Below are 18,883 nucleotides of genomic sequence, written 5' to 3' on the forward strand. Positions count from 1 at the left end.
CGGGGGGTGACCGGGGACGAGGGGTGTCCGGGCGCGAGGTGAGTCCGGGGCAAGCGGTGTGACCGGGTCAGAACACCGACAGGCCCGTCAGCGTCGTGAATCTGTCCAGTGCCGCCACGCCCGCCACCGAGTTGCCGCGCTCGTCCAGGCCCGGGCTCCACACGCAGAGGGTGCAGCGGCCCGGGACGACCGCGATGATGCCGCCGCCCACACCGCTCTTGCCGGGCAGGCCGACGCGGTAGGCGAAGTCGCCCGCCGCGTCGTACGTGCCGCAGGTCAGCATGATCGCGTTGACCTGCTTGGCCTGGCTGCGGGTGAGCAGCCGGGTGCCGTCGGCCCGGATGCCGTGCCGGGCCAGGAACGTCGTGGCGAGGGCGAGGTCGGCGCAGGACGCCGAGACCGAGCACTGGCGGAAGTACTGTTCGAGCAGGACCGGCACCGGGTTGTCGATGTTGCCGTACGACGCCATGAAGTGGCCGAGCGCGGCGTTGCGGTCGCCGTGGGCGGACTCGGAGGCGGCGACCTCCTTGTCGAAGGTCAGCTCCGGGTTGCCGCTCTCCGCGCGCAGGAAGCCCAGCAGTTCCCCCGACGCGTCGCCGGTACGGGTGTGCAGCCGGTCGGTGACGACGAGCGCGCCGGCGTTGATGAACGGGTTGCGCGGGATGCCGTTCTCGTACTCCAGCTGGACCAGGGAGTTGAACGGGTTGCCGGACGGCTCGCGGCCCACGTGCTCCCACAGGGCGTCGCCCTCCCGGGCGAGGTCCAGGGCGAGGGTGAAGACCTTGGTGATGGACTGGGCCGAGAACGGCTGCCGCCAGTCCCCCACCCCGTACACGGTGCCGTCGAGTTCGGCGACGGCCATGCCGAAGCTGCGCGGGTCGCAGGCCGCGAGCGCCGGGATGTAGTCGGCGGCCCGGCCGCGGCCGGGGGTCCGCTCGATCTCCTCGGCGATGCGCTCCAGGACCGGCTGGAAGGTGGTCGACGGCGTCATGATCACCATTCTCCCTCCGTCGCGGTACCTGCGCGCACGGGTCCTTGTCGCGTTGCCGCCCCCGGGCGCCGGGGGCTACCGTGCGGGCAGCGAGTGATCCCGGAGGAGCTGAGCATGGTCGGTCGTCCGAGCGCGCGTTGACGCCGTGGCCGTCACCGGCCTGTCATCGCGTGCCGCCCCTGACGCGTGGCACAGCGAGCCGTCTTCCGCCCGGCTGCGCCGGTACGCCCTGTGCGGCCGCCGCGGCGGGCTCCGTCCTCGGCGATCCCTGAGGTGCCCGTGCCGTCCGATGCCCGCGGTGGCCATTCCGCCGCCCTGCCCGACCCGTCCGATGCCCGCGGTGGCGGATCCGCCGCTCCGCCCGGCCTGGGGCGGGACGCCGACTTCCGCAGGCTCTGGACGGGCCAGACCGTCTCCCAACTGGGCGAGCACGCCTGCCTGGTGGCGCTGCCCCTGATCGCGGTGCTGGCGCTGCACGCCGACGCCGGCCGGCTGGGCCTCCTGCGCGCGGTGGGGCAGGCACCCCTCCTGCTGCTCTCGCTCTTCGTCGGCGCGTGGGTGGACCGGTGGCGGACCCGCACGGTGATGGCGCTGGCGGACGCCGGCCGGGCCGTGGTGCTGGGCGCGGCCGCCCTGGCCGGCCTCCTCGGCGCGCTCGGGCTGCCCGTCCTGCTCGTGGTCGCGTTCACCGTCGGGGCCCTGTCCGTGTTCTTCGACGTGGCGTACCAGACGTCGCTGGTACGGCTGGTGAGGCGCGATCAGCTGCTGCGGGGCAACAGCGCCCTGGAGGGCAGCCGGTCCGCCGCCCAGATGGGCGGCCCCGCGCTGGGCGGGGCACTGGTGTCCCTGCTGTCGGCACCGGTCGCCGTGGCGTGCGGCGCGCTGTTCTTCGCGCTGTCGTTCCTGTCGGTCCGGCGGATCCGCCGCCGCGAAGCGGTACCCGGGCGGCGCGGGCGTCCGCCCCGGATGCGGCGGCGGATCAGGGAGGGCGTCCGCTTCGTCGTCCGCGACCCCGCGCTGCGGGCGGTGGGTCTCGCCTCGGCCGCCTTCCAGTTCTCCTTCGCGGCCCTGATGACCGTCTATCTGCTCTTCCTGCCGCGGGAGTTGCAGCTGCCGGGCACCGCCGTGGGGCTGGCACTCGCCGCGACGGGGCCGGGCGCGCTTCTGGGCTCGCTGCTCGCCGCCCGGCTGCCGGGCCGGTTCGGTCACGGCCCGGTGCTCGTGTCCGCGGCGGCACTCGGCGACGTCGTGATGCTGTGGGTGCCCGCGCTGCACGGCCCCGCCGCGGTGACGGTCCCCGCGCTCGTGGCGGTCAACCTCCTGTTCGGCGCCTGCGGTCAGGTGGTGAACGTCACCACCATGTCCGTGCGGCAGGCCCTCACCCCCGACGCGATGCAGGCGCGGGTGGCGGCGACGATCACGTTCGTGGGCATGGGCACGGCTCCGCTGGGCTCGCTGCTCGGGGGGTTGCTCGTCGAGCGGTGGGGACTGCGCACCGGCCTCCTTCTGACGGCCGTGGGCCTGCTGCTGTCCCCGGCGCTGATGGCGCTGTCCCCGCTCGCCCGCCTGGGACGGACACTGCCGGCCCGGCCGCGGCCGGACGCGACCGGGGGCTGACCGCCCGGTCCGGGACGGTGAGTGACGCCGGGGGCCGGGGCGGTTCCGCTCAGACCGCGGCCGGACGTTCCTCGGGCCCGCTGCCCGCCAGGACCTCCGGACGCAGCAGGTCCGCCAGCGTCTCGGCGGGCAACAGGCCCTTCTCCAGCACCAGTTCGGCCACGCCCCGGCCCGTCGCGAGGGCTTCCTTGGCGATGTCGGTCGCGGCCGTGTAGCCGATGTGCGGGTTGAGGGCGGTGACGAGGCCGATGGAGTTCTCGACCGTGGCACGCAGCGCCTCGGTGTTGGCGGTGATGCCCCACACGCAGCGCTCCGCGAGCGTCAGGCACGCCGCCCTGAGGTGGGTGATCGACTCCGACAGGGAGTGCAGGATGATCGGCTCGAACGCGTTCAGCTGGAGCTGCCCGGCCTCCGCGGCCATGGTGATGGTGACGTCGTTGCCGATCACCTCGAAGGCGACCTGGTTGACCACCTCGGGGATCACCGGGTTCACCTTGCCCGGCATGATCGACGAACCGGCCTGCACGGGCGGCAGGTTGATCTCGCCCAGGCCGGCCCGCGGCCCCGAGGACAGCAGCCGCAGGTCGTTGCAGCTCTTGGACAGCTTGACCGCGATGCGCTTGAGCACGCCCGACATCTGCACGAACGCGCCGCAGTCCTGGGTCGCCTCGACCAGGTTGGCCGCGGTCACCAACGGCAGGCCGGTGATCTCGGACAGGTGCCGCCGGGCCGACTCGGCGTATCCGGCGGGGGCGTTGAGGCCCGTGCCGATGGCCGTGGCGCCGAGGTTGATCTCATGCACCAGCTCGACGGCCTCGGCGAGCCGGGACCGGTCCTCGTCCAGCATGACGGCGTACGCGGAGAACTCCTGGCCGAGCGTCATCGGCACCGCGTCCTGCAACTGCGTACGGCCCATCTTGAGCACGTCGCGGAACTCGACGGCCTTGTGGGCGAACGCGTCCTGCAGCACCGACATCGCGTCCAGCAGCCCGCGCACCGCGAACACGGTCGCGATCTTGACCGCGGTCGGGTAGACGTCGTTGGTGGACTGGCCGAGGTTGACGTCCTCGTTGGGGTGCAGGTACCGGTACTCGCCCTTGGCGTGACCCAGCAGTTCCAGCGCCCGGTTGGCCACGACCTCGTTGGCGTTCATGTTGGTGGAGGTGCCGGCGCCGCCCTGGACGACGTCGACCACGAACTGGTCGTGCAGCCCGCCCGCGCGGATCTCCCGGCAGGCCGCGACGATCGCGGCGGCCTTCTCCGGCGCCAGCAGCCCGAGTTCCTCGTTGGCGAGGGCCGCGGCCTCCTTCACGGCGGCCAGGGCGTCGATGAGGTGCGGGTAGGCGGAGATCGGCGTCCCCGTGATGGGGAAGTTCTCCGTGGCCCGCAGGGTGTGCACACCCCAGTAGGCGTCGGCGGGAACGTCACGGTCACCGAGCAGGTCGTGCTCGGAGCGGGTGGCGGCGGTCATGATGGTGAGGGTCCTCTTTCTGCGTGTGACGGAGGGTGGGTGCGCGCCCGTCAGGGGCGCGGGGAACTGCGCGACCGGCCCCATGCGGCCCGCAGCCGCCGGACGGGAGAACGCGGCACGTCGTCAGGCACGGGCCGCACCGGCGACCGGCTCCAGCGAGCGAACGGGCCGCACCCGCCCGACCTCCCGCCCGCCCCCGAGCAGCGGCTCGCCCGCGAACGCGGTGAGCAGCTCCGGGTCCACGCCCGCCCGGGCCAACGCGGCGGCGGTCACCGGCACCCGCGCCCGGTTCGCGCCGTCCGCGATCTTCACCGCGACGGCCCGCCCGTCGGGCAGCGCGGCGACCTGCACCCCCTCGAAGCCGTCCTTGGACAGCAGCCCCGGCACGGCCCGCATCAGCGCGGCGACGTCCCGGCCGGAGCCGGAGGCCATCTCCGCGTGCTCGCGCATCGCGTCGGCGACCCGCGCCTCGGGCGTCCCCGGCGCGGCCGTGACGATCCGGGCGGTGACGCGGGCCAGGCCGTGCAGGGAGAGGGCGAACAGGGGCGCGCCGCAGCCGTCGACGGTGACCCGGGCGATCCGCTGCCCGGTGAGGTCCTCGACGATCTCGGCGATGGCCTGCTGGAGGGGGTGGGCCGGGTCGAGGTAGTTCTCCAGCGGCCAGCCGTTGAGGGCGCAGGTGTAGAGCATGGCCGCGTGCTTGCCGGAGCAGTTCTGGGCGAGCCGGGAGGGCGGCCGGCCCTCGCGCACCCAGGCGTCCCGGACGGCCGGGTCGAACGGCATGTCCGGGACGTTGCGCAGGTGGTCCTCGGTGAGCCCGGCGAGTTCCAGGATGCGCCGGGCGCCGGCGAGGTGGCGTTCCTCGCCGGAGTGGCTGGCCGCGGTCAGCGACAGCAGCTCACCGTGGAGCGGGAGTCCGGCCCGGGCCATGGCCACGGCCTGGACGGGCTTGATCGCGGAGCGGGGGTAGAAGGCGGCCTCGATGTCTCCGATCTGGAGCTGGACCTCTCCGTCGGCGCCGAGGACGACGACGGAGCCGTAGTGCGTGCCTTCGACGATTCCGCCGCGTATGAGGTGGGCGACGGGGGCGTGGACGGGTTCACGGACCAGGGGTGCGGCCGCGAGGGAACTGCTGTGCATCACTGCCTGCTTCTCTGGGAGCGGCGCGTGGGTCACGCGCCGGCTCCGGTGGTGGACTTGCGTGCGATACGGCCGCGGATGCCGAACCATCCGGCGACCAGGGCCCCGACGATCAGCGGCAGGCACAGCACGGTGGTGCGTCCCGCGCCGCCGTCGGCGTACATGAGGACCAGGACGGAGGCGAGGAACGCCAGCGTCACGATCTCGGTCCAGGGGGAGCCCGGCAGCCGGTAGCCGGGGCGGGTGAGCTCGCCCGTGCGGGTCTTCTGCCAGAAGAGGAGGTGGCAGACCATGATCATGCCCCAGGTGGCGAGGATGCCGATCGCGGCGAAGTTCAGCACGATCTCGAACGCCTCGGCGGGCACGACGAAGTTGAGGCCGACGCCCAGGACGCAGATGCCGCTGGTGAGCAGGATGCCGCCGTAGGGGACCTGGCTGCGGCTCATCACGGAGGTGAACCTGGGCGCGGAGCCGGCCATGGCCATGGAGCGCAGGATGCGGCCGGTGGAGTACAGGCCGGAGTTCAGGGAGGACATCGCGGCGGTGAGGACGACGAGGTTCATCACGCCGCCGGCCGCGGGGACGCCGATGTTGGACAGCACCGTGACGAAGGGGCTCTCCCCGGCCGTGTACCTGTTCCAGGGCAGCAGCATCGACAGCAGGACGACCGAGCCGACGTAGAACAGGCCGACGCGCCACATGATCGAGTTGATCGCCTTGGGCATGATCTTCTCGGGGTTCTCGGTCTCCCCGGCCGCGACGCCGACCAGTTCGACGGAGGCGTAGGCGAAGACGACGCCCTGGATGATCAGCAGCATGGGCAGCAGGCCGTGCGGGAAGACGCCGCCGTTGTCGCCGATCAGGGACGGGCCCGGGGTGTGGCCGTCGACGGGGTGCTGGGTGACGAGCAGGAAGATGCCGATGCACAGGAAGACGACGAGTGCGCCGACCTTGACGATCGCGAACCAGAACTCCAGCTCGCCGAAGATCTTCACCGAGATCAGGTTCACGGTGAGCACGACCGCCAGCGCGATCAGGGCGATCACCCACTGGGGGATGTCGGAGAACATGCCCCAGTAGTGCGTGTAGGTGGCGACGGCGGTGATGTCGGCGATGCCGGTGGTCGCCCAGTTGAGGAAGTACATCCAGCCGGCGGTGTAGGCGCCTTTCTCCCCCATGAACTCGCGGGCGTACGAGACGAAGGCGCCGGAGGAGGGGCGGTAGAGCACGAGTTCGCCGAGGGCCCGGACGACGAGGAAGGCGAACAGGCCGCAGACCGCGTAGGCGATGAAGAGGGAGGGTCCGGCGTCGGCGAGGCGGCCGCCGGCGCCCAGGAAGAGGCCGGTGCCGATGGCGCCGCCGATGGCGATCATGTTGACGTGCCGGGACTTCAGGGACTTGCTGTAGCCCGCGTCTCCGGCGTCGACATGGCCGGAACGTTTCTGCACGCCGTCGTGCAGGGACTGCTCGCTCACGCCTCGGGTCCGCCTTCCGTAGGGGTTTGGGTGCTGATGTGCGCAGGGGTGTCCGGGCCGCTCTCCGTGCGCGGGGGACGCACGATGTCGGTGAGGGTCGTCTCGACGCGGTCGAGATGGTGGGCCATGGCCTCCACCGCGTCGTTCTCGGAGCCGTCGATCAGCGCCTCGACGATCGCCCGGTGCTCGCGGTTGGACTGCTCGCGGCGGCCGCCGAGCTCGTTGAGGAAGGCGGACTGGCGGGCCAGCGCGTCCCGGATCTCCTCGATGACCCGGCGGAACACCGGGTTCTGGGCGGCCTCCGCCACGGCGAGGTGGAACAGCGTGTCCATGGCGACCCAGGCCGTGGTGTCGGTCTCCCGCTCCATCCGGTCCAGCAGGTGCGCCAGGTGGTCGAGGTTCTCCGGGGTGCGGCGCCGGGCCGCGTACCCGGCGACCGGGATCTCGACGTGGCGGCGCACCTCCAGCAGGTCGCTGGCCGCGTAGTCGCCGAAGGTGGGGTCCTCCACGGTGCTGGCCACGACGAAGGTCCCCTTGCCGGTCCGGGACACGGTCAGGCCCATCGTCTGCAGCGCCCGCAGCGCCTCGCGCAGCACCGGCCGGGAGACCTCGAGGGTGCGGCAGAGCTCCGCCTCGGAGGGGAGCTTGTCGCCGATGGCGTACTCGCCCCGTTCGATGGCGCCGCGCAGGTGCGCCAGCACCGCTTCCATGGCACTGACGCGGCGCACGGGCTGTCCGGCTGTCCGGCTGTCTGACAGGTTCACGGGAGAGATACTCGGGGCGGCGGGAGGCGGCTGTCAAGGGGCCGCCGCACAGGGACCCGGTGAGCCGCGCGACGAGCCACGATGACGCCGCGGACAGCCGGCCGGCGGCGCCTCCCGGCGGACCGCTCAGCCGTGCAGCACACCCGCTCCGAGCAGCCCGGACAGCAGCACTCCCACCACGATCCGGTAGATCACGAAGGCGTTGAAGGAGTGCTTGGCGACGAACCGCAGCAGCCAGGCGATGGAGGCGTACGCCACGACGAACGAGACGGTCGTGCCCACGGCCAGTGGCATCGCGCCCACCCCGCTGCCCAGGGCGTCCTTGAGTTCGTAGAGGCCGGCACCGGTGAGCGCGGGGATGCCGAGGAAGAAGGAGAGCCGGGTGGCGGCGACGCGGTCCAGGTCGAGGATCAGCGCCGTGGACATGGTGGCGCCGGAGCGGGAGAAGCCCGGGAAGAGCAGGGCGAGGACCTGGGAGCCGCCGACCAGCATGGCGTCCTTGAAGGAGGTGTCGTCCTCGCCGCGCTTGTGCCGGCCCGTCTGGTCCGCCGCCCACATCACGCCGCTGCCGACGATCAGGGAGCCGGCCACCACCCACAGCGAGGCGAGCGGGCCCTCGACGAGCGGCTTGGCGGCGAGGCCCACGGCGACGATCGGGATCGTGGCGCAGACGACCCACCAGGCGAACTTGTAGTCGCGGTGGTGGCGCTCCTCGCGGTGGCGCAGTCCCCGCCCCCAGGCCGAGACGATCCGCACGATGTCCCGGAAGAAGTACACGAGCACCGCGGCGATCGCGCCGACCTGGATGACGGCCGAGAACCCGACCACCGCGTCGTCGCCCACGGGGATGCCCATGAGCCCTTCGACGATCTTCAGGTGCCCGGTGGAGGAGACCGGCAGGAACTCGGTCACCCCTTCGACGGCTCCGAGGACGACGGCCTGACCGACGGTGATGGCGCTCATGGGATCCAGTTCTGCTCGGGGGGCGGGAGCGAGGGCCCAGTCGTACTACACCCGGGCGAGAGGAGATCTCACCCGCGAGGGAGCACCGGCCCGGCGAACGCCCTCTCCCCCGCCGCTTCCTCCCGTACGGCAGCGTCGAGCGCGCCGTGACCGCCCCGGCGGTTCACACCCACTCCTTACCCGTGGGCCCCTACCAGCCCTTCTCGAACATGCGGGCGACCTCGGCGATCCGCATGTCGTCGCGGTGGTAGCACACGCGGCCTGCGGACCGGCCGGCGCGCAGCATGCCGGTCGCCTCCAGCAGCCGCAGATGAGTGGCGGCCACCGGGAGCGGCAGCGCGAAGCGCTCGGCGACGGCGTCCGCGGTGATCCCGTCGGCGGCGGGACCGGGTTCCCTCAGCCAGGCCAGAATGCGCAGCCGCGTCTCGTCCGTGGGAGTCCTCAGCATGACGTGCCCCTGCCTCGCGGCGTCGTCCTCTGCACCGCGTCTTCCCACTGTCCCGCACTCGACGCGGCCGTGTCCGGGACTCGGCGGGGCGTGACCGATACCGCACCGCCCGGGCCGAACTGCCGTGTGTCCAGCAGCAGTTCGGTCGGGGCGTAGGGGCGGGGAGAGGGAGGGGCACGGCGCGCGGTCCGGGCCCCTCCCCCGCCGGTTCAGCGGTGGCGGAACCAGGACATCGACGTGAGCGCCCGGTCGTCGTAGCCGAACAGGGCCTGGTTCTCCCAGGCGTTGCCGGAGGACGCGTCGGTCGGGTCCCAGCCGTTGCCCGCCACGGCGGTCCAGGTCGCCTCCCAGTAGAAGACGCCGAGGCCGCGGTCGTTGGGTACGGCCTCCACGATGCTCGCCACGTCGTTCATCCACCGGGTCTGGCCGGTCACGCTCGCCGGATAGCCCGGGACCAGTTCGCCGGCGGTGTCGATGATGTTCTCGTGGGCGTCGTCGCTGTCCAGGCGGAACGGGTAGGCCGTCTCGGCGACGAACACCGGTTTGCCGTAGCGGGTGGCCGCGTCGTCCAGGGTCGTCTGGAAGTCGGCCAGGGTGCCGTGCCAGTAGCCGTAGTAGGACAGGCCGATCGCGTCGAACCGCACGCCGTGGGAGCGTGCGCTGTCGAACCACCAGCGGGTGCCTTCCAGGTCACCGCCCTCGGCGAGGTGCAGGGCCACCGTGGTGCCGGAGCTGACCGCCTTGACGGCGTCGTAGCCGGAGTTGAGCAGACCGGCGAGCTGCGTCCAGTCGGCGGTGGAGCCCTCGTTCCACAGCATGCCGCCGTTGATCTCGTTGCCGACCTGGACCATGTCGGCGGTGGTGCCCTGCGCCTTCAGGGCGTTCAGCACGTCGTACGTGTGCCGGTACACGTCCGTCTTCAGCTGGCTGTAGGAGTGCCCGGCCCACGCGGCGGGCTTGTCCTGCCGGCCCGGGTCGGCCCAGAAGTCGGAGTAGTGGAAGTCCACCAGCAGCTTCATGCCCTGTGCCTTGACGCGCTTGGCCGCGGCCAGGACACGGGCCTTGTCGTTGTAGCCGTCGGCCGGGTCGACCCACACCTTGAGGCGGGCGTAGTTCATGCCGTTCGACTTCAGCAGGGACAGGGCGTCGCCGGCGGTTCCGGAGGCGCTGCGGTAGACGCCGCCCCTGGCCTCGCTCTTCACCAGGGACGAGATGTCGGCACCCTTGATCGACGTGCCCGACGTGCCCGGCGCGAACGTCAGGTCGTCCACGTTGATCCAGTTGCCCGCGTTCGCGTCACTGTTGACGCTGATCGTGCACTGGTTGCTCGTCACCGTGACCGGCACGACGATGCGGATCCACCCGACCGCCGAGACCGGCAGGTCCGTGCGCTGCTCGGCGCCGCCGCAGTTCTTGAGCGCTATGTACGCCGACTTCTGTCCCCCGCCCGAACGCACCCAGGCGGTGAGCTTGTAGGAGCCGTTGGTCAGACCGGACAGGTACTGGTACGTCTCGACCTTGTAGGCGCCGGCGGCCCAGTGGCTCAGGCGGTGGCTGCCGCCGTGACCGCCGGACTCGGTGAACGAGGCGCCGGTGTCGCCGTACTCGGACCAGCCGGCCGGTACGGAGGCGCCCGCGCCGTCGGCTTCGAAGCCGCCGTTGGTCAGCGTGCTCGCGGCGTGGGCGGAGGTGGCGGGCAGGGCGGTGAGGGCGAGCCCGGCCGCGAGCGGCGGCAGCAGGGCTCTCAGGGTGCGTCTGGGATGGAACATCGTCGTCCGTCGTCCCTTCGACGTGGGGTTGGGGAGTGCCTCCCGCCCGCGGCGGGCGGGAGAGCCCCTCCGCCCGCGGCTCGTGGCACGCGCGGGCGGAGGGAGCCGGTTCAGCCGTCGAGCCGGACGACCCGGACGGCTCCTGCGGGGACCGCCAGGCGGCCGGCGGCGCGTTCGCCGGTGAGCAGCTCGGTGCCCGTGGTCTCCAGGGGCACCTTGGCGTCCGCGGCGGTGTGGTTGACGGCGAACAGATAGGTGCCGGACGCCCCGGTGCGGCGGACCACTTCGACGTCCCGGGGCAGATCGGCGCGCGGGGCGAGCCCGGCGTCCTCGCCCGCCATGCCGAGCAGCGTGTCGAGGCCGTCGGCGCCGAGCCGGGTGGAGACGTACCAGGCGGTGCCCCGGCCCAGGCGGTGCCGGGTGACGGCGGGCAGTCCGGCGGCCGGGCCGTCGGCGTAGGTCAGGACCGTGCCGGCGCCGCGGGGCACCACGAACTCGGTCCACACGTCGGCACCCAGTTCGGTCCCGTCGGGGCCGGTGATCCGTACGCGTTCGCCCGGCAGCAGCGGGGCAAACTCCTCGATCGTGAGGCCGAGGACGTCCCGCAGCGGGCCCGGGTAGGGCCCCGCGTGGACGGCGTCGTGCTCGTCGACGATGCCGGAGAAGTACGACACGGCCAGTGTGCCGCCGCCCTCCACGTACGCCGTCAGGTTGCGCCCGGCCGCCTCCGTCATCAAGTACAGGGCGGGGACGACGACCAGGGGATATCTCGACAAGTCGGCTTCCGGGTGGGCGAAGTCGACGGTGAGGTGACGGTCGTAGAGGGCCTCGTAGAAGGCGTCGGCGCGCTCGCGGGCGTCGTGGTCGACGCTGGGGCGCCAGTCGAGGGTCTGCGCCCACCAGGAGTGCCAGTCCCACAGGACGGCCACGTCGGCCTCGGTGCGGGTGCCGCGGATCTCGCTCAACGCGCCCACGGAAGCGCCGAGTTCGACGACCTCGCGCCACACGCGGGTGTCGGTGCCACCGTGCGGGACCATCGCCGAGTGGAACTTCTCGGCGCCGCGCCGGGACTGGCGCCACTGGAAGAACATGGCGCCCTCGGAGCCGCGCGCTACGTGCGCCAGGGAGTTGCGGGCCATCTGGCCGGGGGCCTTGGCGGGGTTGCGGGGCTGCCAGTTGACGCCCGAGGTGGAGTGCTCCAGCAGCAGCCAGGGGGCGCCGCCCGCGACGGAGCGGGTGAGGTCGGCGGCCATGGCGAGGTTGACGTGGGTGCGGCGGCCGTCGGTGATGAGGTAGTGGTCGTTGGTGACGAGGTCGACCTCGCGGCCCCAGGCCCAGTAGTCGACGGAGTCGCACTGGCTCAGGGCCGTCATGAAGTTGGTGGTGACCGGGACGCCCGGGGCGAGACGGTGCAGGATGTCCCGCTCCGCCACGAAGTTCTCGCGCATGGTGGCGTCGGCGAACCGCTTGTAGTCCAGCGCCTGGGCGGGGTTGACGACCGCCGGGGTGAGCCGGGGCGGGTTGATCTGCTCGAAGCCGGTGTAGCGCTGACCCCAGAAGGCCGTTCCCCAGGCCTCGTTGACCGCCTCGACCGTGCCGTACGTGGTCGCCAGCCAGCGGCGGAAGTGGGCGGCGCAGGAGTCGCAGTAGCAGGCCGAGACGGGGACGCCGTACTCGTTGTGGACGTGCCACAGAGCCAGGGCCGGGTGGTCGGCGTAGCGCTCGGCGAGCCGGGTGGTGATGGCCGCGGCGGCGGCGCGGTAGTCGGCGTTGCTGTGGCAGATGGCCGCGCGGGAGCCGAACTCGTAGCGCACCCCCTCGGCGGTGACGGGCAGCGCCTCGGGGTGGGCCCGGTAGAACCAGACGGGCGGGACGGCCGTGGGGGTGCCGAGGTCGACGCGGACGCCGTGCTCGTGGAGCAGGTCCAGCACCCGGTCCAGCCAGCCGAAGTCGTAGGTGCCGGGCTCGGGTTCCAGCAGGGCCCAGGAGAAGATCCCGACGCTCACCAGGGTGACGCCGGCCTCGCGCATCAGCCGGACGTCCTCCTGCCAGACGCTTTCCGGCCACTGCTCGGGGTTGTAGTCCCCACCGAAGGCGAGCCTGGTGAGGCCCCTGGGGGTGGTGTCCGGCATGGATGGTCTCCCGGTCGGTCGATCGATTGGGAACGTGCACACACAAGGGAGCGGTGCGGAGGCCAACATAACCGCACAGCAACAACCATTGACAAGTGTCCGGGATGTTTCTCTACTGTGAACGCTCACAGAAGCATGGCAGGTCTTCGCAGCAGGCGAGGACCCCAGGTCAGGGGAGAGATCCATGCCGTACACGACGCGCCGTCGCCTCGTGACATCCGCCGTCGCCCTCGCGCTCGGCGCCACCGCCCTCACCGCCTGCGGCACGGGGTCGGGGGACAGCGGGACCGAGTCGGGTCCGGTCTCGCTGACGTACTGGACCTGGACGCCCGGCATGGACAAGGTCGTCGACCTGTGGAACAAGGGGCCGGGCAGGAAGGACCGGATCACCGTCACGGTGAAGAAGCAGGCCTCCGGCGACACCCTGGTCACCAAGATCCTCACCGCGCACAAGGCGGGCAAGGCGCCCGACCTGGTGCAGGCCGAGTACCAGGCGCTGCCCACGCTGGTGAGCAACGACGCCCTCGCGGACATCTCCGAGGACGTGGCCGGGGCGAAGGACAGCTTCGCCGACGGCGTCTGGCAGCAGACGACCCTGGGCACGGACGCGGTCTACGCGGTTCCGCAGGACATCGGGCCGATGATGTTCTACTACCGCGAGGACCTGTTCGAGAAGTACGGCCTGAGCGTGCCGACGACCTGGGACGAGTTCGCGCAGACGGCCCGCGCGCTCAAGAAGGCGGCCCCCGACAAGGACCTCACCACCTTCTCCGCCAACGACTCCGGCCTCTTCGCGGGCCTCGCCCAGCAGGCGGGCGCCCGGTGGTGGACCACCTCGGGCGACCGGTGGAAGGTCGCGATCGACGACGCGGCGACGCGGAAGGTCGCGAAGTTCTGGGGCGGCCTGGTGGCGGAGGGCGCCATCGACAACCAGCCGATGTACACCCCCTCCTGGAACAAGGCGCTCAACACCGGCCAGCAGATCGCCTGGGTCAGCGCGGTGTGGGCCCCGGGCACCCTCACCACCGCCGCCCCCGACACCAAGGGCAAGTGGGCCATGGCCCCGCTCCCCCAGTGGCCGGGGAGCGAGAACCGCACCGGCAGCTGGGGCGGCTCCTCCACCGCCGTCACCACCGACTCCGGCCACCGCGAGGCCGCCGCGAAGTTCGCCGCCTGGCTGAACACCGACCGGGCCGCCCTGAACGCGCTGGCCAAGGAGAGCGGCATCTACCCGGCCGCCACCAACGCCCAGACCAGCGGCGCCTTCCTCAAGCCCCCGGCCTACTTCTCCCAGCAGGCCGACTTCTACACCAAGGCCGCCGACATCGCGGAGACCACCGCGCCCTCCGCCTGGGGCCCGAACGTCAACGTCGCCTACACCACCTTCAAGGACGCCTTCGGCGCCGCCGCCAAGAACAAGTCGGACTTCGGCGCCGCGCTGAGGAAGATGCAGGCCGACACCGTCGCCGACATGAAGAAGCAGGGCTTCGAGGTCGCGGAGTGAACAGCACGGCACGCCGGCGGCCGTACGGCGTCAGAAGGGCTCCGTACGGCTTCCTCCTCCCCGCGGCGATCCTCTTCGCACTGTTCTTCGCCCTGCCCATCGGCTACGCGCTCCACCTCAGCTTCCGCAAGGTGCGCGTCTCCGGCCTCGGCCTGGGCTCCGGCGCCCGCACGGAGGTGTGGGCCGGCCTGGAGAACTACACCGACGCCCTCTCCGACGGCGAACTGCTCGACGGCACCCTGCGCGTGCTGGGCTACGGCTGCGTCGTCGTCCCGGTGATGCTGGGCCTGGCCCTGCTCTTCGCGCTGATGCTCGACTCGGAGAAGGTGCGGCTCGCGCCCTTCACCCGGCTCGCGATCTTCCTGCCGTACGCCGTCCCCGGGGTCGTCGCCGCGCTGCTGTGGGGCTTCTTGTACCTGCCGGACGTCAGCCCCTTCTACTTCGTGCTCGACCGGCTGGGCCTGCCGCAGCCGGACCTGCTGGACGGCGGGCCGCTGTACCTGGCGCTGTCGAACATCGCGGTGTGGGGCGGCACCGGCTTCAACATGATCGTCATCTACACCTCGCTCCGGGCCATCCCGGCGGAGGTGTACGAGGCGGCGAAGCTGGACGGCGCCACCCCGCTGCAGACCGCCCTGCGGATCAAGATCCCGATGGTGGCGCCGTCGCTGGTGCTGACGTTCTTCTTCTCGATCATCGCGACGCTCCAGGTGTTCAACGAGCCCACCACCCTCAAGCCGCTCACCAACTCCGTGTCCACGACGTGGAGTCCGTTGATGAAGGTGTACCGGGACGCCTTCGGCGAGGGCGACATCCACGGCGCCGCGGCGCAGGCCGTGATCATCGCCGTCGCCACGCTCCTGCTGTCCTTCGGCTTCCTGCGAGCCGCGAACCGCCGTCAGAAGCAGGAGGCAGCCCGATGAGCTCCCTTGCCGCACCCCGGACCGAGCCGGTGGCGGGCAGCACGCCCGGCACGGACCGGCACCGCCCGCCGCCGCGCCGCCGCATCGCCCTGCTCCCCACGTTGACCCTGCTGCTGGGCGCCCTCTACTGCCTGCTGCCGGTGGCCTGGGTGGTCATCGCGGCGACCAAGTCGGGGCGGGAGCTGTTCTCCACGTTCACCTTCCTGCCGGGCACGGGCTTCGCGGACAACGTCCGGGACCTGAACGCCTACCGCGACGGCGTCTACTGGCAGTGGATGGGCAACTCCGCCCTGTACGCCGGCCTCGGCGCCCTGCTGTCGACGTGCGTGTCGGCGATCAGCGGCCACGCGCTGGCGGTCTACCGCTTCCGGGGCCGCGAGACGCTGTTCAACGTGCTGCTCGCGGGCGTGCTGATGCCGCCGGTGATCCTCGCCGTCCCGCAGTATCTGCTGCTGGCCGAGGCCGACCTCACGGACTCGTACCTGTCGGTCCTGCTGCCGCAGATCCTCTCGCCGTACGGCGTCTACCTGGCGCGGATCTACGCCGCGGCGGCGGTGCCGGCCGATGTGGTGGAGGCCGGGCGGATGGACGGGGCGGGCGAGTGGCGGATCTTCACGCGGATCGCGTTGCCGATGATGATCCCCGGCCTGGTGACCGTGTTCCTCTTCCAGTTCGTGGCGATCTGGAACAACTTCCTGCTGCCGTACATCATGCTCAGCGACGACGAGAAGTTCCCGATCACGCTGGGGCTGTTCACGTTGCTGGAGCAGGGCGCCAACACCCCCGCGCTGTACACACTGGTGATCACGGGCGCGTTCCTGGCGGTGCTGCCGCTGGTCGCCCTCTTCCTGGTCGTCCAGCGGTTCTGGAGTCTGGATCTGCTCTCCGGAGCCGTAAAGTCATGACCATGAACGCTGCGGGGGGCAGGCGCAGGCCGCCCACGATCCACGACGTGGCGCGCGAGGCGGGGGTCTCGCGCGGCACCGTCTCACGTGTGCTCAACGGCGGCCACTACGTCAGCCCGGCCGCGCAGGAGGCGGTCAACGCGGCCATCCGCAGGACCGGTTACGTCGTCAACCGGCACGCCCGCTCACTGATCACCGGCCGGTCGGACTCGGTCGGCTTCCTGCTCACCGAACCGCAGGAGCGGTTCTTCGAGGACCCGAACTTCAACGTCCTGCTGCGCGGCTGCACCCAGGCGCTCGCCGCGCACGACATCCCGCTGCTGCTGATGCTGGCGGGCACCGAGGACGAACGGCGGCGCATCACCCGGTACATCACCGCCGGGCACGTGGACGGGGTGCTGCTGGTCTCCAGCCACTCCGGGGATCCGGTCGCCGACGAGCTGCGCGCGGCGGGGGTGCCACTGGTCGCGTGCGGCAAGCCGATCGGGCTGGGCTCGAAGGTGAGTTACGTGGCCGCCGACGACCGGGACGGCGCCCGGGACATGGTGCGCCATCTGCTCTCGCTGGGGCGGCGCCGGGTGGGCATGGTGACCGGCCCGCTGGACACGCCCGGCGGGGTGGAGCGCCTCGCCGGGTACCAGGAGGTGCTGGCCGAGGCGGGGCTGCGGTTCGACGAGGGGCTGGTCGTCTCCGGTGACTACAGCCGGGCCAGCGGCGAGGCGGGCGGCGAACGGCTGCTGGCGCAGGCCCCGGACATGGACGCGGTGTTCGTCGCCTCGGACCTCATGGCGCAGGGCGTGCTGACGGCACTGCAGCGGGCGGGCCGACGGGTGCCGCAGGACGTCGCGGTCGGCGGTTTCGACGACTCCCCCGCGGCGCTCGCCTCCAGCCCGGAGCTGACGACCATCCGCCAGCCGTGGGACCGGATCAGCGCCGAGATGGTGCGGGTGCTGCTGGCGCAGATCGGCGGCGAGGACCCGGCGGCGGTGATCCTGCCGACGGAACTGGTGACGCGGGAGTCGACCCGGTCCGCCGCCTCGGTGTGACAGACCCCGCTCCATGCGCGCTCATGGAACGCCGCGCCGGTGTTACCGTTCCCGTATGGCGGTGAAAACGGCTGGTGTGCGGCTCGAGGAACGGTGGCGGGACATCCTGTCGGCGCACGCGCGCACGATGTGCGAGATCGACCGGGCGCTGCATCCGCACGGTCTGGGCGCCTCCGACTTCGAAGTCCTGGACATGCTCGCCACGGCCGGGCCCGAGGAGGGCGACCAGTGCCGGGTGCAGAACCTGGTCGGCCGGGTGCATCTCAGCCAGAGCGCGCTGTCGCGGCTGATCGCCCGGCTGGAGAAGGACGGGCTGGTGACGCGGTCGGTGTGCGAGGAGGACCGGCGCGGCGTCTGGGTCGCCCTCACGCCCAAGGGCCGTGACCTGCACGCCGAGGTGCTGCCCCTGCAGCGGGCGGCTCTGGCCCGGACCCTGGGCGAGTAACACGCCCCGGGCCCGGACGGAGGACCGGCCGGCCTACGGGCGTGCCAGCAGGGTGCGCACTCCTTCCGAGGTGAGGGTCAGCCGGTGGTCCGAGCTGCCGTCGATGGTGAGCGACAAGTCGTCGGCCGGCCACTGCGCGGCGAGGGCGCCGAGGGGCACCAGACGGTAGCGGGAGACGAACGGCAGCAGTCCGGCCATCTCCACCTCCGAGGTGAACACGGGCACCACCGGCTCGCCGCCCGGCTGCTCCAGCACGGGCAGTGCCACCGCCGAGGGGTTGGCGGCGTCGGAGTCGTCCGCGTCATCGGGCACGGGGATGAGCACGTCGCTGTTGGCGAGCGCGTCCAGAGCCGCCGTGTCCTCCGTGTTCTCGGCGAGGACGTCCAGAGCCCGCTGGGCGGGCGTGGGCGTGGGGTCGTTTGCGGGTGTCTCCATGGCAGATTCCCTGATAGCGGCGGTCGTGCGGCCCACCCGGGACATGATCCGCCCCGGGTGCGGTCCTGCTCGCGTACCCGAACCGGCCCGGGGCAACCCTTGTCCCGCGGGTCGGTTCGCGGGCGGCAGCGGGGCTCAGTCGTGCAGCGAGGCGAGCAGCCCGCGCACCCGGGCGCCGTCCGGGAGCGTCCAGGAGCCGGCGAGGTGGCCCGTCGCTCCCCCGGCGGTGGCGGGCCGGCCGTCCGGGGCGGGCTCCAGGAGCCGGTGCAGGCGCAGCACCGGTCCGTCGGGCGAGACAAGACGGGTGCCGTCGCGGTCGTCGACGGTGGTGAAGTTCCTGGGCAAGGGGCCGTCGCCGGTGCGGGAGACGGTGACGTCGTCGTCGGGGAGGTCGCTGACGTTCTGGTCCTGCGCCCGTGCCCGTCCTTCGATCAGGGCCGGCAGCTGCGCGAGGAGGACGGGGTCGTGGCAGCCGTCGTAGGCCCAGCGCCGCCCGAGCACGCCGTGCTCCATGGTGCCCACGAGGGCGTCTTCGGCCCCCTGGAGCGGGGCGCCGCGGTAGGTGAGCGGCACGAGGTAGGCCGGGGGCCGGGGGCCGTCGGCGTCGGTGACGATGATGAACTCGATGCCGACCTCGCCCTGCGGGTCGTCCAGGCGGAAACCGCCGGCCTTGGCCGGCCGCGGTCCGGCCGCGCCGGCGCGGTACCAGGGGCGGGAGGGCAGCCAGGCGGCGAGCAGTTCCAGCTTGGTCGGAGCGAGTGTGGTCCGGTGGATGACGGCCATGCCGCGGGTTCCCTTCCGTCGGTCCGATGAGGCCTCGAGGTTACGCCGTGCCGGGTCGGCGGCCCGGGGCCC

Annotated in this window: 17 protein-coding genes; 6 read left to right on the forward strand and 11 right to left on the reverse strand. The window is 72.1% G+C overall.

What is annotated here, in order from left to right; translation table 11 throughout:
* Positions 1 to 67: 67 nt before the first annotated feature.
* Positions 68 to 1,000, reverse strand: coding sequence for a glutaminase (locus ACIGAN_RS29085; RefSeq protein WP_365740318.1), 933 nt, complete (start codon positions 998 to 1,000; stop codon positions 68 to 70).
* 306 nt (positions 1,001 to 1,306) lie between these two features.
* On the opposite strand from ACIGAN_RS29085, the gene ACIGAN_RS29090 reads away from it, so the two are divergent.
* Positions 1,307 to 2,608, forward strand: coding sequence for an MFS transporter (locus ACIGAN_RS29090; RefSeq protein ID WP_399862179.1), 1,302 nt, complete (start codon positions 1,307 to 1,309; stop codon positions 2,606 to 2,608).
* Positions 2,609 to 2,657: 49 nt separating this feature from the next.
* Here the strand turns inward: ACIGAN_RS29090 and aspA are convergent, their stop codons facing one another.
* The 8 genes from aspA to ACIGAN_RS29130 form a co-directional block, all read right to left on the reverse strand.
* The gene (gene aspA / locus ACIGAN_RS29095; RefSeq protein WP_399862032.1) at positions 2,658 to 4,079 is read right to left on the reverse strand and encodes an aspartate ammonia-lyase; all 1,422 of its coding nucleotides are present in this window, start codon (positions 4,077 to 4,079) and stop codon (positions 2,658 to 2,660) included.
* 123 nt (positions 4,080 to 4,202) lie between these two features.
* A complete protein-coding gene (locus ACIGAN_RS29100; protein WP_399862034.1) occupies positions 4,203 to 5,219 on the reverse strand; it encodes an asparaginase in 1,017 nt (338 codons plus the stop codon).
* 32 nt (positions 5,220 to 5,251) lie between these two features.
* Entirely contained in the window at positions 5,252 to 6,694 is a 1,443-nt protein-coding gene (locus ACIGAN_RS29105; protein WP_399862036.1) for an amino acid permease, read from the reverse strand.
* Entirely contained in the window at positions 6,691 to 7,404 is a 714-nt protein-coding gene (locus ACIGAN_RS29110; RefSeq protein ID WP_399862181.1) for a FadR/GntR family transcriptional regulator, read from the reverse strand. The genes ACIGAN_RS29105 and ACIGAN_RS29110 overlap by 4 nt, the downstream gene beginning before the upstream one ends.
* Before the next feature lie 180 nt (positions 7,405 to 7,584).
* Positions 7,585 to 8,421: an undecaprenyl-diphosphate phosphatase gene (locus ACIGAN_RS29115; RefSeq protein WP_399862038.1), complete on the reverse strand. Its 837-nt coding sequence runs from the start codon at positions 8,419 to 8,421 to the stop codon at positions 7,585 to 7,587.
* Positions 8,422 to 8,611: 190 nt separating this feature from the next.
* Positions 8,612 to 8,869 carry an ArsR/SmtB family transcription factor gene (locus ACIGAN_RS29120; RefSeq protein ID WP_365098402.1) on the reverse strand — a complete coding sequence of 86 codons (258 nt, stop codon included), beginning with the start codon at positions 8,867 to 8,869 and terminating at the stop codon, positions 8,612 to 8,614.
* Positions 8,870 to 9,078: 209 nt separating this feature from the next.
* Entirely contained in the window at positions 9,079 to 10,638 is a 1,560-nt protein-coding gene (locus ACIGAN_RS29125; protein ID WP_399862040.1) for an arabinogalactan endo-beta-1,4-galactanase, read from the reverse strand.
* 110 nt (positions 10,639 to 10,748) lie between these two features.
* Positions 10,749 to 12,770, reverse strand: coding sequence for a beta-galactosidase (locus tag ACIGAN_RS29130; RefSeq protein WP_399862042.1), 2,022 nt, complete (start codon positions 12,768 to 12,770; stop codon positions 10,749 to 10,751).
* Positions 12,771 to 12,954: 184 nt separating this feature from the next.
* On the opposite strand from ACIGAN_RS29130, the gene ACIGAN_RS29135 reads away from it, so the two are divergent.
* From ACIGAN_RS29135 to ACIGAN_RS29155, 5 genes are read left to right on the forward strand one after another with little or no spacing between them, the layout of a single operon-like run.
* Positions 12,955 to 14,274, forward strand: coding sequence for an ABC transporter substrate-binding protein (locus ACIGAN_RS29135; protein ID WP_365740312.1), 1,320 nt, complete (start codon positions 12,955 to 12,957; stop codon positions 14,272 to 14,274).
* Complete coding sequence (locus ACIGAN_RS29140; RefSeq protein WP_365740311.1) at positions 14,271 to 15,197, forward strand: carbohydrate ABC transporter permease; 927 nt, start codon at positions 14,271 to 14,273, stop codon at positions 15,195 to 15,197. The genes ACIGAN_RS29135 and ACIGAN_RS29140 overlap by 4 nt, the downstream gene beginning before the upstream one ends.
* On the forward strand, positions 15,194 to 16,102 hold the full coding sequence (locus tag ACIGAN_RS29145; protein ID WP_399862044.1) for a carbohydrate ABC transporter permease: 909 nt from the start codon (positions 15,194 to 15,196) through the stop codon (positions 16,100 to 16,102). Before ACIGAN_RS29140 ends, ACIGAN_RS29145 begins: the two co-directional genes overlap by 4 nt.
* Positions 16,099 to 17,148, forward strand: coding sequence for a LacI family DNA-binding transcriptional regulator (locus ACIGAN_RS29150; protein WP_399862046.1), 1,050 nt, complete (start codon positions 16,099 to 16,101; stop codon positions 17,146 to 17,148). Before ACIGAN_RS29145 ends, ACIGAN_RS29150 begins: the two co-directional genes overlap by 4 nt.
* A gap of 55 nt (positions 17,149 to 17,203) precedes the next feature.
* Positions 17,204 to 17,593, forward strand: a complete 390-nt coding sequence (locus tag ACIGAN_RS29155) for a MarR family winged helix-turn-helix transcriptional regulator (protein ID WP_365098416.1) — start codon at positions 17,204 to 17,206, stop codon at positions 17,591 to 17,593.
* Between the two features lie 33 nt (positions 17,594 to 17,626).
* Here the strand turns inward: ACIGAN_RS29155 and ACIGAN_RS29160 are convergent, their stop codons facing one another.
* Positions 17,627 to 18,028, reverse strand: coding sequence for an SseB family protein (locus tag ACIGAN_RS29160; RefSeq protein ID WP_365740308.1), 402 nt, complete (start codon positions 18,026 to 18,028; stop codon positions 17,627 to 17,629).
* 135 nt (positions 18,029 to 18,163) lie between these two features.
* Positions 18,164 to 18,811 carry a maltokinase N-terminal cap-like domain-containing protein gene (locus tag ACIGAN_RS29165; RefSeq protein ID WP_399862049.1) on the reverse strand — a complete coding sequence of 216 codons (648 nt, stop codon included), beginning with the start codon at positions 18,809 to 18,811 and terminating at the stop codon, positions 18,164 to 18,166.
* Positions 18,812 to 18,883 lie beyond the last annotated feature (72 nt).

It is taken from the genome of Streptomyces sp. NPDC085931, assembly GCF_044540565.1.
In the GTDB taxonomy this organism is placed as follows: Bacteria; Actinomycetota; Actinomycetes; order Streptomycetales; family Streptomycetaceae; genus Streptomyces.